General features: G+C 65.4%; 14 protein-coding genes. 9 read left to right on the top strand and 5 right to left on the bottom strand.

The features are described from left to right. Positions 1–121 precede the first annotated feature (121 nt). The 4 genes from GQB03_RS10985 (at position 122) to GQB03_RS10970 (ending at position 2,330) form a co-directional block, all read left to right on the top strand. Positions 122–775 carry a CDGSH iron-sulfur domain-containing protein gene (locus GQB03_RS10985; RefSeq protein ID WP_159688815.1) on the top strand — a complete coding sequence of 218 codons (654 nt, stop codon included), beginning with the start codon at positions 122–124 and terminating at the stop codon, positions 773–775. A gap of 76 nt (positions 776–851) precedes the next feature. Next, positions 852–1,376, top strand: coding sequence for a YkgJ family cysteine cluster protein (locus GQB03_RS10980; RefSeq protein WP_159688813.1), 525 nt, complete (start codon positions 852–854; stop codon positions 1,374–1,376). Positions 1,377–1,460: 84 nt separating this feature from the next. After that, positions 1,461–1,706, top strand: coding sequence for a hypothetical protein (locus GQB03_RS10975; RefSeq protein WP_159688810.1), 246 nt, complete (start codon positions 1,461–1,463; stop codon positions 1,704–1,706). Positions 1,707–1,835: 129 nt separating this feature from the next. Next, positions 1,836–2,330, top strand: coding sequence for an AAA family ATPase (locus tag GQB03_RS10970; RefSeq protein WP_159688808.1), 495 nt, complete (start codon positions 1,836–1,838; stop codon positions 2,328–2,330). 4 nt (positions 2,331–2,334) lie between these two features. Here GQB03_RS10970 and GQB03_RS10965 read toward each other — a convergent pair whose 3' ends face one another. After that, positions 2,335–2,913 carry an NnrU family protein gene (locus tag GQB03_RS10965; protein WP_159688805.1) on the bottom strand — a complete coding sequence of 193 codons (579 nt, stop codon included), beginning with the start codon at positions 2,911–2,913 and terminating at the stop codon, positions 2,335–2,337. Positions 2,914–3,296: 383 nt separating this feature from the next. On the opposite strand from GQB03_RS10965, the gene GQB03_RS10960 reads away from it, so the two are divergent. Then, positions 3,297–4,256 carry a TerC family protein gene (locus tag GQB03_RS10960; protein WP_159688803.1) on the top strand — a complete coding sequence of 320 codons (960 nt, stop codon included), beginning with the start codon at positions 3,297–3,299 and terminating at the stop codon, positions 4,254–4,256. A gap of 51 nt (positions 4,257–4,307) precedes the next feature. Here the strand turns inward: GQB03_RS10960 and msrA are convergent, their stop codons facing one another. From msrA to GQB03_RS10945, 3 genes are all read right to left on the bottom strand, one after another. Beyond that, complete coding sequence (gene msrA / locus GQB03_RS10955) at positions 4,308–4,817, bottom strand: peptide-methionine (S)-S-oxide reductase MsrA (protein ID WP_159688801.1); 510 nt, start codon at positions 4,815–4,817, stop codon at positions 4,308–4,310. Further along, entirely contained in the window at positions 4,814–5,263 is a 450-nt protein-coding gene (gene msrB, locus GQB03_RS10950; RefSeq protein WP_159688798.1) for a peptide-methionine (R)-S-oxide reductase MsrB, read from the bottom strand. Before msrB ends, msrA begins: the two co-directional genes overlap by 4 nt. A gap of 131 nt (positions 5,264–5,394) precedes the next feature. After that, the gene (locus GQB03_RS10945; RefSeq protein WP_159688797.1) at positions 5,395–5,826 is read right to left on the bottom strand and encodes a hypothetical protein; all 432 of its coding nucleotides are present in this window, start codon (positions 5,824–5,826) and stop codon (positions 5,395–5,397) included. 224 nt (positions 5,827–6,050) lie between these two features. On the opposite strand from GQB03_RS10945, the gene GQB03_RS10940 reads away from it, so the two are divergent. Then, complete coding sequence (locus GQB03_RS10940) at positions 6,051–6,590, top strand: GNAT family N-acetyltransferase (protein ID WP_159688794.1); 540 nt, start codon at positions 6,051–6,053, stop codon at positions 6,588–6,590. Positions 6,591–6,823: 233 nt separating this feature from the next. Continuing rightward, positions 6,824–9,835, top strand: coding sequence for a metallophosphoesterase (locus GQB03_RS10935; RefSeq protein ID WP_159688792.1), 3,012 nt, complete (start codon positions 6,824–6,826; stop codon positions 9,833–9,835). 668 nt (positions 9,836–10,503) lie between these two features. On the opposite strand, the gene GQB03_RS10930 is transcribed toward GQB03_RS10935, so the two are convergent. After that, positions 10,504–11,580 carry a toll/interleukin-1 receptor domain-containing protein gene (locus tag GQB03_RS10930; RefSeq protein ID WP_159688789.1) on the bottom strand — a complete coding sequence of 359 codons (1,077 nt, stop codon included), beginning with the start codon at positions 11,578–11,580 and terminating at the stop codon, positions 10,504–10,506. A gap of 142 nt (positions 11,581–11,722) precedes the next feature. Between GQB03_RS10930 and GQB03_RS10925 the strand changes: the two genes are divergently transcribed. Continuing rightward, positions 11,723–12,034 carry a cupin domain-containing protein gene (locus GQB03_RS10925; RefSeq protein WP_159688788.1) on the top strand — a complete coding sequence of 104 codons (312 nt, stop codon included), beginning with the start codon at positions 11,723–11,725 and terminating at the stop codon, positions 12,032–12,034. 135 nt (positions 12,035–12,169) lie between these two features. Next, positions 12,170–14,140, top strand: a complete 1,971-nt coding sequence (locus GQB03_RS10920) for a TRAFs-binding domain-containing protein (protein WP_159688785.1) — start codon at positions 12,170–12,172, stop codon at positions 14,138–14,140. The last annotated feature ends 39 nt before the right edge of the window (positions 14,141–14,179 follow it).

Genomic DNA, 14,179 nt, shown 5'->3' with positions numbered 1-14,179 from the left:
ATGCGGAGCGCCGACCCGGCGGAAAACCAGGGGCTGACCTACCTGCCGGAACATTCCGTGTGCCCCACCGGATTACCGTCTATAGATACAGAGCGGGAGACAGGCCCACGGAGGGAACGTCATGAGCAAGGAGCAACGGGTCAGGTTTGCGGGCAAGGACATCGAGGTTACCTGGGATACACGCTTGTGCATTCACATCGCCGAGTGTGGCAAGGCCGGTGGTGGGTTGTTCGTGGGTGGGCGCAAGCCGTGGTGCCAGCCGGATCTGGCAAGCGCGGCGGAGGTGGTGGATGTTGTCGAGCGCTGTCCGAGCGGTTCATTGAGCTACGCGGGGGCACCGGGCGGGAGTGCCGAAAAGGCGCCCAGCGCGAACACCGTGCATATCGCCTGCAACGGTCCGCTGTTCTTTCGCGGCGAGCTGAACATTGCGGACGCGCCCGCGGACATGCCGGGCGTGAAGTTTCGCGCCGCGCTGTGCCGCTGCGGCGCCTCGAAGAACAAGCCCTTCTGCGACAACAGCCACGAGAGCGTGGACTTCCGCGACTACGGCTCGGTGGGTGAGAAGGGAACACCGCTCGACGCCGCAGGCGGCCCTTTGACGATCCAGCCGCTCAAGGACGGGCCGCTGCTGTGCAGCGGCAAGCTGAGCATCCACACAGCCGCGGGACGCCTTGCGTGGCAGGGCACGTCGGTAGCGCTGTGCCGCTGCGGAGGCTCCGCCAACAAACCGTTCTGCGACGGCACGCACACGCGCATCGGCTTCAGGAGCGACTGACTGGCACGGGTCTGGTCAATGGGGCGCTTGCGCAGTATCGTTGGCGCCCGCCTCAGACCGCCATCCAGGACGCTTCGTGCCAACAGACCCCGCGCTGCACCAGCTTCATCTCGAGATCGACCAGCGGGTCGGCCAGATTCGCGAGGCGCATGCCGACTGGCAGTGCGCAAAGGGCTGCGATACCTGCTGTCGCCGGCTTGCCGCAGTGCCCCGGCTGACCCCGCCCGAATGGGCGCTTCTGGAAGAGGGGCTCGCCGCATTGCCGGCGAAACGGCTCGAGGAGATCGGCGGGCATGTTACGGCGCTCGCCGCCGCGCCAGCAGGCCCGGTGACATGCCCGCTGCTCGACCGGTCCACCGGGGCGTGCCCGGTCTATGCCCAGCGACCGGCGGCGTGTCGCAGCTACGGGTTCTACGTGCAGCGCGACCTGGGACTGTATTGCAGTGACATCGAAGCGCGTGTGGCGCAAGGCGAACTGGCCGATGTGGTTTGGGGCAATCACGACGCGGTCGACCGCCAACTGACGGCCATGGGCGAGGCGCGTCCGCTGACCGAATGGTTCGCCGCGTGGCAAGGCAGAGCCGGCGGGGTTGAGTCCTGAAGGGTAACCGCTTCCCGACCTCGATCAAGGCAGGCAGCGCGGCACCCGCGTAAGGTACGACGACGCTGCCCGGGAACCATACCCATGAATTTGATATCCGCCTTTTATCGCAGTGAGCGACGCACCGGCCTGAAGATCATCGTCACCAGCGTGGTGCTCGGCGCGCTCTGCGCCGCGCCGCTGTCGCTGATCGAAGCGCTCGGCGCGACCTCCGAGGCGCCGACCGGTGCTGCCCTGCTGGCCCTGTTCGGCACTATCGCCGCAGCGGCGGGGATCGCGATCGGCCTCGTGTGGCTGATTGTCGAACTGCTCGTCGCCCGTCACCGCTAAGTCGATCCCTGCCGGGACAGGGCGACCGCGCACGCCCGTTTCTGCAAGTCGCGCGCAGCCGGTATCATCCGGGCTCTTCCGGCCAATGCCGGCACCCGCTTTCCCGCATCCTGAGCACCCGAATCCGACATGACTAACGCATCCCCTTCCTCTCCCGCCGCCAGTGCCCGCGCCACCCGCTGGATGGTCGCCATCGCCGGCGGGCTGCTCCTGCTGCTGGTCGCGGGCTTCATCGCGATGGTGGTGTTCGTCAAGGACGAGGTGAAGCTCAACGCGATCGGCCCGGTGGGCCGTGGGCCGGGTGCGGAGCGTGGCGGGCTGGTGTTCCAGGGCACACTCAACGTCTGGGAAATACATGGGCGGATGGCGATCGATGCGGGCAACCGGGCGCATTTCGAACTCGACATGCGCGGCCCGAGCGGCCAGCCCGCGCCCCCCGATCTCGATTTTTCGCTCGCGCTGGCAGCGGCGGACGGAAGCCGGCCGCCGCTGCCGATGCCACACAAGGCCGGCGGCTTCGGCAGCTACACGGCGGACGTCCAGCTGCCCGCCGCGGGGCCCTGGCAGTTGCGGGTGGCGTTTCCCGGAGTGACCGGCATTCTCGGATTCGCCGCTGACGAATGAACGCTCAGCCGAAGGGCGCGACGCCGATGAGAGAAAGGTGCAGGTAACGCACGAAGGCGAACCACGCGACAACGCCGAGCACCGCGGCGATCGCGTCACGACTCAGTGACCCCTGCGGGCGGATAAGGCCTTCGGCACGGTCGATCCGGCGCGAGATCGAAAAGCTCGCCACCGCCCAGGCCAGGAAGCTGCCGAACAGCAGCACGTCGGCGAGGGTGCCGTTGGCGATCAGGTGAGCCAGCGCCCACAGCTTGACCCCCGCGACCATCGGATGGCCCAGCTTCGACTTGATGAGGGTCCCGGGCACGTAGGCGGCAGCGAGCAGGATGAAGGCCGGCAGGGTGAGCAGCGCGGCGAGATGGCGGGTCCAGATCGGCGCGTTCCACAGCACCACGGGATCGAGCCGCGCCTGGCCGTAGCCCCAGACGATGAGCGCGAAGCCGATGATCGAGACGATCGAATAGGCCAGCTTCCATTTCATCAGGCCGTAGTGGGCGATGTACTGGGCGCGGTTGTCGGCGGCGAAGAGGCGGGCGGAGTGGGTGCTCAGGAAAAGCAGCAATCCGAGAACGAGATAAGGCATGCGGGGATTTCCGTTGGGGGTTGGCGGACAGGCCGTCGATTGATCCCTTCGCCGCGGGGTAGTTCATTGCGGGCCGCATGTTCGTGCGACGACGATGTTGCGCCAAGGATACGCGGCCTTGCGGATTGTGGTGAATCGACGACAAAGAGGCTTGACTCTGTCTGGCCTTCACCTACACTGCAGCGCATCAAGGGGAGTAGCTTTTCACGCCGTAGCATCGTCATCACGGCAGGCCGGTCGCGAGACCGCCGCCCGGTGCTTCGGGCAACGATTCCGTTGCAAGCGAGACCTTGCCCAAGGGGCAAGGTCCGTGCGCGCAAAACACATGCAAGGGTCTGTGTCCTTCGGGAGCAGGCCTTTTTTGTTTTTGCACGGAGCACGACATGGAATCGATCGGAACGTGGTGGATGTGGGCGGCCTTCGCGGCCATCGTGCTGGCGATGCTGGCGCTGGACCTGCTGGTCTTCAAGGGTGGTGAAAAGCACCGCGTGTCGCTGCGCGAGGCCGCCGGCTGGTCGCTGGCATGGGTGGCGGTGTCGATGCTGTTTGCCGGCGCGCTATGGTGGTACCTCGATGGCAGCGTGGGCCGCGCGGTGGCCAACGAGCAGACCCTGGCCTTCGTGACCGGCTATCTGGTCGAAAAATCCCTGGCGGTCGACAACGTCTTCGTGTGGATGATGATCTTCAGCTTCTTCGCCGTGCCACTGGAGCTGCAGCGCCGGGTGCTGCTCTACGGTATCGTCGGTGCCATCGCGCTGCGCACGGTGATGATCTTTGCCGGCAGCTGGCTGATCACCGAGTTTCACTGGCTGTTGTACGTCTTTGGCGCCTTCCTCGTGATCACCGGCATCAAGATGGTGCTGTTTGCCGATCATGATCCCGATCTGGCGAAGAACCCGCTGATTCGCTGGATCCGCGGTCATTACCCGATCACCGAAAGACTCGAGGGCGAACGCTTCTTCGTGATGCGCGACGGCGTGCGCATGGCCACGCCGCTGCTGCTGGCACTGGTGCTGGTGGAAATCTCCGACGTGATCTTCGCGGTGGACAGCATTCCCGCAATCTTCGCGATCACCACCGACCCCTTCATCGTGCTCACCTCCAACCTGTTCGCGATCCTCGGCCTGCGCGCGATGTATTTCCTGCTCGCCGACCTCGGCAACCGCTTCTCGCTGCTCAAGTACGGCCTTGCCGCGATCCTGGTGTTCATTGGCAGCAAGATGCTGATCGTCGAATGGGTCAAGATTCCGGTGCTGGTCTCGCTGGGTGTGGTGGCCACGATTCTCGCGATATCGGTGGTGGCGAGCCTGTATCACACCACGAACAGGCAACAGTCCGCCTGAACACGGAAAACGGCGGCCGTCGGCCGCCGTTCGATCGGACTCACGCCCCGCTCAGGCCGCGTCGGCGCGGCGCGGCAGCTTCCAGTCCGGCCGTACGTAGTGACAGGTGTATCCGTTGGGGTAGCGCTGGAGGTAATCCTGGTGCTCGGGCTCGGCTTCCCAGAAATCGCCGGCCGGAGCCAGCTCGGTCACCACCTTGCCGGGCCACAGGCCCGATTCGTCGACATCGGCGATAGTGTCCTCGGCAATCCGCTTCTGTTCGTCGCCGATGTAGAAGATCGCCGAGCGGTAGCTGAGACCGCGATCATTGCCCTGTCGATTGGGGGTCGACGGGTCATGGATCTGGAAGAAGAACTCCAGCAAGGTGCGGAAGCTGGTCTTTGCCGGGTCGAAGATGATCTCGATCCCTTCGGCGTGGGTCCCGTGGTTGCGATAGGTGGCATTCGGGACGTCGCCACCGGTATAGCCGACGCGGGTGCTCAGCACGCCAGGCAGCCTGCGGATCAGATCCTGCATGCCCCAGAAGCAGCCGCCCGCGAGTACGGCGCGTTCGGTCGTCATTTCACCTCCTCCACCTGATCCAGATAGTCACCGTAGCCTTCGGCTTCCATGTCGTCGCGATGGACGAAACGCAGCGAGGCCGAATTGATGCAGTAACGCAGTCCGCCGCGGTCCACCGGGCCATCCTCGAAGACGTGGCCGAGGTGGCTGTCGCCATGGGCCGAGCGCACTTCGGTGCGGATCATCCCGTGGCTGATGTCACGCAGCTCGTTGATGTTGGCGGGCACGATCGGCTTGGTAAAGCTTGGCCAGCCGCAGCCGGATTCGTACTTGTCCGAGGAGGCGAACAGCGGCTCGCCCGAGACGATGTCGACGTAGATGCCGGGTTCCTTGTTGTGCAGGTACTCACCGGTGCCCGGGTACTCGGTGCCACTCTCCTGGGTGACCCGGTATTGCTCGGGGTTGAGTCGGGCAAGGGCTGCGGGGTCCTTGCGATAGTCTGGCATGGGCTGTCTCCAAGAATGATCCTGATGCGAGCATGGCGATGCGGGTGGTTGCTGTCCAGTCGGTGCGGCGCGCCGCGATCGGAGCCGGCCGGGCTGGGCCTTGCGCACGTCCGCTTTCCTGCGACCCGGCTTCAGCGGCCGCGGTTCCCGGTGCGCTCGGCCCGCCACGCGGAGAGCGTCCATAGAACGCTCACCGTGTCCGATACCGCGAAGAGCAACGCGAGCGGCGCCGGAACCATGCCGTGATACCACAACACGGCCATGATGAAGGGTACGAGCGGACGATCGAGCATCGACGCGAATACGAAACCCCGGGCGTCGAGCCGCCCGCTCACCACGTAGAGCATGCCGAGACCGCCCAGCAGCAGGCCCATCAGGCGGAAATAGTTTGCCGCCTGCTCGCTCAGGTCCGGCAGGTGCAGCAAGGCCGCGACGGCATGCGGTGCAAACAGCACCAGCAGGGACTCGACCAGCATGATCCAGCCGAATACCTCCACCGTGCGGGCCGAACGGGACTGGCCCGGAGCGTGGATCAGCCGCCAGAACATGTCCTGCTGCGTCACGGTGCCCCCTCTCCGACGAACATCGACCACTTCAATATTGGCCGCCGGAACACGATTTCGCCAGCGCCCGGGGTATCGCGCACCGCCCGCGTTTGTGACAATCGCGATCGGAAGACGGATCGGAGGCCAAGCCATCGAGTCGAGAAGCGCTTTTTGTTTCGGACGGGCCAGGCCGGAATCAGACGGCTCCGGATGCTCACGGCCCGATTTCAGGAGAGCAAAGCATGCAGTTTTCGACAGCGTTCAACGGGCGGGCGCACGAGATCATCGAACTGTTCAAGGCTACCTTCAGCCGCTCCGAAGGCGTTGAAGAAGGCACCCTGATTGGCGACCTGGTACGTCGCCAGCTCTCCGACACCCCGGAAGACGATATCCGGGTCATAACGGTCGAGGAAGACGGCGGGCTGATCGGAGCCTGCGTGTTCTCGCGACTGACTTACGAGCAGGAGGAGCGCACCGTCTTCGTGCTTGGCCCCGTGGCCGTAATCCCCGAACGGCAGGGCCGTGGAATCGGACAACAACTGCTGCATCACGGCCTGGCCGTGCTGCGCCTGGCCGGAATAGACGTCGCAATGACCTACGGCGACCCCAACTACTACGGCAAAGTCGGATTCAGTCCAGTGAGCGAGGACGCCGCCGCCGCCCCCTTCAAACTGCAGTACCCGGAAGGCTGGCTGGGCCTGTCCCTGACGGAACAACCCTTCTCGCCACTGAAGGGTCGGCCGAAGTGCATCACGGCGTTCGAGGACCCTGCATTCTGGTGAGTGAAATCACCCTGAAGCCGACCGGCGGGCTTTCATCCTGCTTGTGCCCGAATTGCAGCTACCGGCCAGGTACGGTCTTTGGAGAAGTCAAAAACCAGTGATTGAGTGCGTCCGGTGTGCCGTCGAAAGCAGCCAGCTGCTAGCCTGGCTTACTTGGCAAGTGTCGACCTCAAATGCGGGAGAATCCATACGGACAGCATTATTTTTCTGGAATGTATCTTGAGCCCTGAACGATGAACCACACCTTGGGTTGGCTACACCTCTCCGATCTTCACTTCCTTGATCGGCATGCCTGGCGGGACAGCCGGGCGTTGAACAAGCTGCTGGAAGACCTGGAGTCCCGGCTGAAAGCCGGTTTGCGGGTGGATCTGGTGTTCTGTACCGGAGACATCGGCTTCGGAGAAACAAGGGCCGAACCTCTGGCCAAACAATATGCCGACGCCAAGGCTTTCTTCGACAGGGTGCTGGAAATCTGCAAGCTGGGCAGTGACCGCCTGTTCCTGGTGCCAGGCAATCACGATATTGACCGGACCAAGGTACACAAGTCGCAAACCGCGTGGTTCCGCGCCGGCGAGCGCAATCCGGCTCAAATCAACCAGGACTTCAGGGATAGGGATGGCGAAATCCAACGCGCTATGGAACGTCTCGGCCCCTACCGGGACTTCATCGCAACCCACTATCCCTATATTCCCCTGGACAGCAACGCCACCTACGGTACGGTGGTCCGCATCAATGGCCTTTCCATTGCCATCACCGGCCTAAATTCCGCCTGGACCTGCGCAGATGACCAGGACAGAAACAATATATGGCTGGCCGGCGAGGCCCAACTCCACGCTGCCGACAAGGCCATCGAAGGCAAGGCGGATGGCTTTGCGCCGCAGTTGCGCCTTGGCCTGCTGCACCATCCACGGGATTGGTTGCATCCCTCCGAGGCCCAGGAACTCCGTGGCCGGCTGGAACAGGATTTCGACTTCCTGCTCCACGGCCACGCCCACGACCAATGGGTGTGCGAAATTGGGACGCCCCACCACGTGGTTATCGCCGCCGGCGCGGCCACTGGCGAAACCACACAGGAATTTGGCTACAACCTGGTTCAGTTGGCCCCCGGCAAGGCCGAGGTCCATTTGCGCCGCTACGACACCAAGGGCGGCGGATGGATCGAGGAAAACATCCATGGCCGCACGGAGCATGGGGTCTGGTCTCTGGCACCCCTGGCCAAGCTGCCCGCCCCGGCCATTGCCCCCGCTCCTGCTGCCCCGGCCCCAGCCCCAGCTCCTTCCTCCGCCCCATCTGCCCCCAATTCCACCCCTGTCAGCCGCGGCCACTACGGCCTGGATACCGCCCTGCGGGACTGTTCCGACAGCCTGAAAAGCAACAGACTGCTGGCCGTATTCGGCATGGCCGGGGTGGGTAAGAGCGTCCTGGTGGAGGAACTGCGCCTGCGGTCCGAGTGGCGGGATCTCCGCCCGCTGCAAATCACTGCCTGGGAGGACAGCGGCATCACCGATTTCTTCGGCCAGATCGCCCATCTTCTGGGTATCCACGACGAACGGCCCCGGCCGCCGGTGGCCGACAACGCCGTCAAGATGGCCGAAGCCTTGCATCGCATGGCCCCCGATGTGCCCCCCTTCTTCCTCCATGTTCAACGGGCCCACCTCTGGTTCCGCCATGGCCACTGGCAGGATGGGCCCCTGGCCCGGCTGCTGGAAGGCTTGTCCTGGGCTTATCCCGCAAGCGCCATTGTCCTGGAAACCCGGGAACGGCCCGAAGGCGGCTTGTCCAGCTACGAGGTTGCCGGACTGCCCAAGGCGGTTCTGGCCGAATACCTGGCCCATCCACCCGGCTTGGCCCAGGGCTGGAACCTCAACAGCGACCAACGGACCTACCTGTTCACCCGCCTGGGCGGCGGCCACGGGCGGGGCGCCCATGCCTACGGCCTGGATTTGCTTGTGCGCCTTGCCGCCGAGAAATCCACCACCCCCTACGAAGTCCTGAAGCAATACCCGGACGACTACGCCGAAGCGCTCTACGACAAGCTGTTCCGGGATCTCTATGAAAACGTCCTGGGGGAAGGGGAAAGAACCCTGTTGTTCGCCTGCTCCCTCTACCGGGACGGCGTCCACTACAGTCACCTGCCCCGGCTGGAGCAGGACCTGCCCGCCCAGGATGCCGGCGCCGCTTTGATCCGGCGCCGGTTACTGACCGAAAATGCCGACTGGCTCTACCTCCACGATCTGGCGGCGGAACAGGCCCGCAAGCTGGCGCCGGACGAGAGTCGCACCCAGGCCCTGCACCGGACCATCGCCGGCTTCTGGCTGGACGAACTGCGGGGCCAGAGAGCCCTGATGGACGCCAACATCCGCCGCGCCCTGGAAGCCCTTTACCACCTAGAGCAAGGCGGCCAGGGCGAACGGGTGGCGGAGATCGCCCCCGTCCTGTTCGGCCGTCGCCCGGAAGAGACCGTAAAGGCCTTGTGGCGGATGAATGATCGCTACTTTGCCGCCCGTCAGGATGAAAAAATCTGCATCGTCCTGGAATACCTGCTCAAGGTCAGCCCGGACGAACCTCGGGCCATGCGTTTTCTCGGCGAGTGCCGAAGGAGGCTTTATGGCCGCAAGGACCCGGAAGCCTTGGATCTTTTCCGGCGAGCCACCCGGGTTGATTCGGGGTTTCCCCATCACTGGGCCAATTACGGCCATGCCGCCATCGCCAGCGGCGATCAGGAAACCGTTACTAAGTTTCTGGCTGAAGTGGAGGCAGCCCCTGAAAAGGCGCGTGACGACCATGTTGCCGCCATCCAGGCCACTGCCCTGGAAGCATCGGGCCGGGACGAAGAGGCGGCCGACCTGCGCCGGCAAAAGATCGCCGACGGCAGTCGAAATGCCGTGTTCTACAACGACCACGCCAAATGGCTGCTGGATAAGAAGGGCGATGCCGGCGGTGCCCTGGAGGTGCTGGACCAGGCCTGGCTACGGGGTTGCGCCGACGACTTCACCGACACCATCCGGGCCATCGCCCTGGAAGCGTTGGGCCGGGACGAAGAGGCGGCCAAGCTGCGCCGGCAAAAGATCGCCGACGGCAGTCGAAATGCCGTGTTCTACGCCGACCACGCCAAATGGCTGCTGGACAAGAAGGGCGATGCCGGCGGTGCCCTGGAGGTGCTGGACCAGGCCCGGAAACGAGGCTGTGCCAACGACTTCACCACTAAGCTCCGCGACCGGGCCATGCGGCAACAATCCAGGTAAGGCGCCCTAGGAGGTGCCAGCAGCCTGCTTGGGGCAGTTCCAACTCCGACTGCCGGGCGAGAATTCGGCAAGAGCAGATCGTCGGCTTTGATGACTATCAGACCGTGGTGTTGGCTGATATGGGCGACGATTTGCCGGTCGAACTTTGCCTCGGCCTACGTGTTGGCTTGGGCGCGCTTGTCGCCGCTGGTCAACGGCATAGTTATCGGACGCGGTAAAACAGGTCAATGACAAGGAAGTCTGCTAACTGATCCCAAAACTGACAAATTGCTTGAATATGTCATCAGGCAGCAATGGGTCGATATCTGCCGCACACATTCACAGGTAACGCTGCGCACTTTCAAGATTCTTGTAACGCTCCGTCTTCCTTCACGATGGATTTCAACCGACGGTCCATGCGCTCGATACGGAGCCGTAGACCGGGCTTTCACGTCCAATGCAAAGATGTCGTGAAATTCCACCTTCGGTGAGAGGCGACGCAGCGTAGTCTCGGCAGCGAAGGAAGAAGGATTCTGAATGCCTCCTGAGCGAGCTTCACGAATTTTGAGAACCTGCGCGGCTCGCCATATATTCATCCGCGCCGAGCGTCTCCGGGCGGAGCGGCCATCCGGCGACGAGTTCGTACGGTTCTCGGCAGGCTGTGAGGCCACGGCGGCGGGCGCCCGAGCTCAGTTGTCGGCCACGACCCGCTCGATCTCGCGCGCCAGCCGCGCCATAGTGGTCTCCCAACCGGCGTTGTCGATCGACGTGGCCTGAAAGCGCAGCAGGGGACGCAGGTCTTCGGGCAGTTGCTCAACCTCGGGCAGGCGCGCACCTTCCACGAGCACCGGGAAGACCGCCTTCCGCGCCTCGAGCATGCTGCGGATCTCGCCGCGCACCACGTCGTCCTCGCGCAGCAGCCGGGGCGTGCCGTCGGGGCCGGCGGCGAGCCAGTTGCGACCAATCACCACGATGCCGGCGCTGGCACATTCCAGCGCGCCGCTGATCGACTGGTCCCAGGCACGGCTCGGGGCGATGTCCTGGATGTCGAGGAAGACCCGCTGGCGGCCAAAGTGCTCCTCGAGATCGTGGGCGATGCGTCCGGCCGCAGCGGGTGCGTCGCTGCGCCGGTACGAAACGAACACGTCCGGGGTTTCGGCGAGGGTGCCGCGCAGCAGGTTGGCGAGCGGGCCGGTGCCGCTCACCAAGGGCTCGGCCAGCCGCAGGAACTGGTTGCGGGAGAGGCCGGGCACCGGATGGCTGTCCCAGGTCTTGAGGATCTCGCGGAAGGCGAGGTCGGAGTTGCCGGTGAGCCCGCCCATGAAGGGCAGCGGAAAGACCGGGCGGCCGCGCTCGATGAAGCGCCGGGCGATCTCGAGCGCGCCACGACCGCCGCCCACCATCACCGCGGCGTGGCTGCGGGCCAGCGCCTCGCGCTTCCAGGCTTCGACGCTGTCGACGCGCACGATGCATCCGGACGGCGCCCGGTAACCCGGCAGCGGCGCCCCGCCGCGCCGGAAGAAGCGCAGGCCGCCGAGGCTCACCTGCACGAAGGCGCCGGGCAGCGGCAGGCCACGGCTCTCGCGCTCCCCGCAGAAGGCTTCGGACACCCAGCGATCCACGCCGGTCGAGTTTCCGCTGACCAGCCCGAGCCCCGCCTCGGCCAGCGTGATGCCGATCATCCGCGCCGCCCGGCGCTTGGCCGGCAGCGCCCAGCCGGTGCCGATCACCAGCACGGACTTGTTGCCCGACGCGACGGTATTCATGGTTCATGCCTCCCGCGGCCACGATAAGCCTGAGTGCCGCGTGTCGTCCAGCCTGCCGGGCAGCCCGCCAGCAACGCATTGACCGCGACAACGAGAGGCGGCACTGTGAGTGCCCGAACGGGTTTTACGGGTGGATGCAGCCATGAAGATCATTCGCAGCAGATCGTTCGTCGCGGAGCGTCCCTGGGGGGCGCTCGACATCGCCTGCATGAACGGGATCAGCTGCCGGCTGCACTGGACCGATGCGCCGTACAAGTGGCATGTCAACGATGGCGAGGAGGTCTTCGCGGTACTCGACGGCATGGTCGACATGCACTACCGCGAAGGCGGAGCGGAGCGGATGGTCACCCTCGAGGCCGGCGATGTATTCCACGCCGACGTCGGCTGCGAGCATGTCGCCCGTCCGCGTGGCGAGGCGCGCATCCTGGTGATCGAGGCGCAGGGCTCGGTTTGAGGCGGACGGCGGCGCCCGGCGGCCGTCGCCGGTGCGTCATGCGTGCCGGTACCGCGAATGCCGGCTCGATGCGACGATCCCGTCTATGCTGGATGTATCCGCAGATCCGACCGCCACCAACCGGGAGCGCCGCACATGAAACCACACGCCTTCGTCGCCATGCCCTTCGGTACCAAGCCAGGGCACGACGGCAAGCCGATCGACTTCAACCGCGTCTATGGCGAATACATCGGCCCGGCGCTCGAGGCGGCGGGCTTCGAGGTGTTCCGCGCCGACCAGGAGCAACGCGCCGGCGACATCCGCACCGACATGTTCCAGGAGTTGCTGATGGCCGACCTGGTGGTGGCCGATCTCACCCTGGACAACCCCAATGTCTGGTATGAACTGGGGGTGCGCCATGCGCTGCGGGCGCGCGGCGTGATCCTGGTGCAGGGGCCGCGTCCGACCCAGCCCTTCGACATCTATACCGACCGCAAGCTGCACTACGGCCTTGTCGATGGGGCGCCTGATGCGGCCCGCCTCGAGGCCGACCGCGCCGCCCTGACGCGCATGGCGACGGCGACCTCGGAGGCCTGGCACAGCCGCAAGGTGAGCCCGGTGTACAGCCTCCTGCCGCACCTGCGCGAGCCGGACTGGAAGACCCTGCTGCTCAGCGAACGCAACGAGTTCAGCGCGGCCTACGGCGAATGGGCCAGCCGCATGGAGGTGGCACGCCAGAAGCTGTGCCCGGGCAACATTCTGGTGCTCGCCGACGAGACCCCGACCCTCGCGCTGCGCATCGAGGCGCGGGTTACCGCCGGCAATTCCCTGCTCAAGCTCAAGCACTACGACTTTGCGCTGGAGCAGTTCGAGACGGTGCTCGGGCTCGATCCGGACAACAAGCCGGCGTGCGAGAAGAAGGCGGTGTGCCTGGGTCGGCTCGGCCGCTTCGAAGAGGCCCGCGAATGGGTGCGCAGGCTCACCGAGGCCTACCCCGCCGACCCCGAGGCCTGGGCGCTCGCCGGGCGAGTCGAGAAGGACAACTGGATCAGCCGCTGGCGGCGGGCGGGCGCCGGGCCGGGTGAGTCGCGCGAGCCGGCCGCATACGAGGACGCGGCACTGGTCGAGGCCATCGAACCCTACTACAAGGCCTTCGTGGCCGAGCCGTCGCACCATTATTCGGGCATCAACGCGCTGACCCTCCAGCTGCTGCGCCGACACCTGGGCGGCGACACCGACGATGCGGCCATCGAAAAGCTGCTTGGGGGGGTGCGCTGGGCCTGCGCCACGGCGCTCGAGCGTGACCGCAAGGATTACTGGGCGCGCGCCAGTCACGCAGAACTGAACCTGCTGGTGAGCCCGATCGAGACGGTCCGCAAGGAATACAGCGCCACCGTCGCGGCGGCCAACCGCGACTGGTTCGCGCTCGACTCGACCTGCCAGACCCTGTGCCTGCTGCGCGACCTTGCCTTCCGGCCTGACGAGACCGCCGCCGCGGAGGAGATCCTTGAACGCGAGATCGTCCGCAGCACGCCGCCCTTCCAGCCGCGCAAGGTGTTCCTCTTCAGTGGTCACATGGTCGATGCGCCCGACCGCCCGACACCGCGCTTTCCGGCGGACAAGACGCCAATCGCCGCGCGGGAGATCGCCGCGACCCTCGATGCGCTCGGCGCCGGCCCCGAGGATCTTGCGCTGACCCAGGGCGCCAGCGGTGGCGACATCCTGTTCCTCGAAGCCTGTCACGCGCGGGGCGTGCGCGGGCAGCTCATGCTGCCGCTGGGCGAGGCCGAATTCATCAACCGTTCGGTGCTCCCGGCCAGCGACGGCACGCAGTGGCGCGATCGCTACTACGCGCTGCGCGAGGCCTTCGCCGATCCTCCACGGGTGATGCCCGAGGAACTTGGCCCGCTGCCGAAAACCGGCCCCGGCGAGGAGGCCAACCCTTTTGAGCGCTGCAACCTGTGGCTGCTCTATTCCGCGCTGGCCTGGGGCATCGACAAGGTGCACTTCATCTGCCTGTGGAACGGCGGCGGCGGCGATGGCCCCGGCGGCACCGAGCACATGTACAACGAGGTCAAGCGCCGCACCGGCCGGGTGTCGTGGCTGGACACCCGCCGTCTGTGGTGAGCCGGTACCCCGTCCGATCATGACAGACCCCGCAAAGGA

Origin of the sequence: Cognatazoarcus halotolerans (genome assembly GCF_009800965.1) — a bacterium.
Lineage (GTDB): Bacteria > Pseudomonadota > Gammaproteobacteria > Burkholderiales > Rhodocyclaceae > Cognatazoarcus > Cognatazoarcus halotolerans.
Note: the sequence above shows the minus strand (reverse complement) of the source record. Positions and strands in the feature narration are given on the sequence as shown.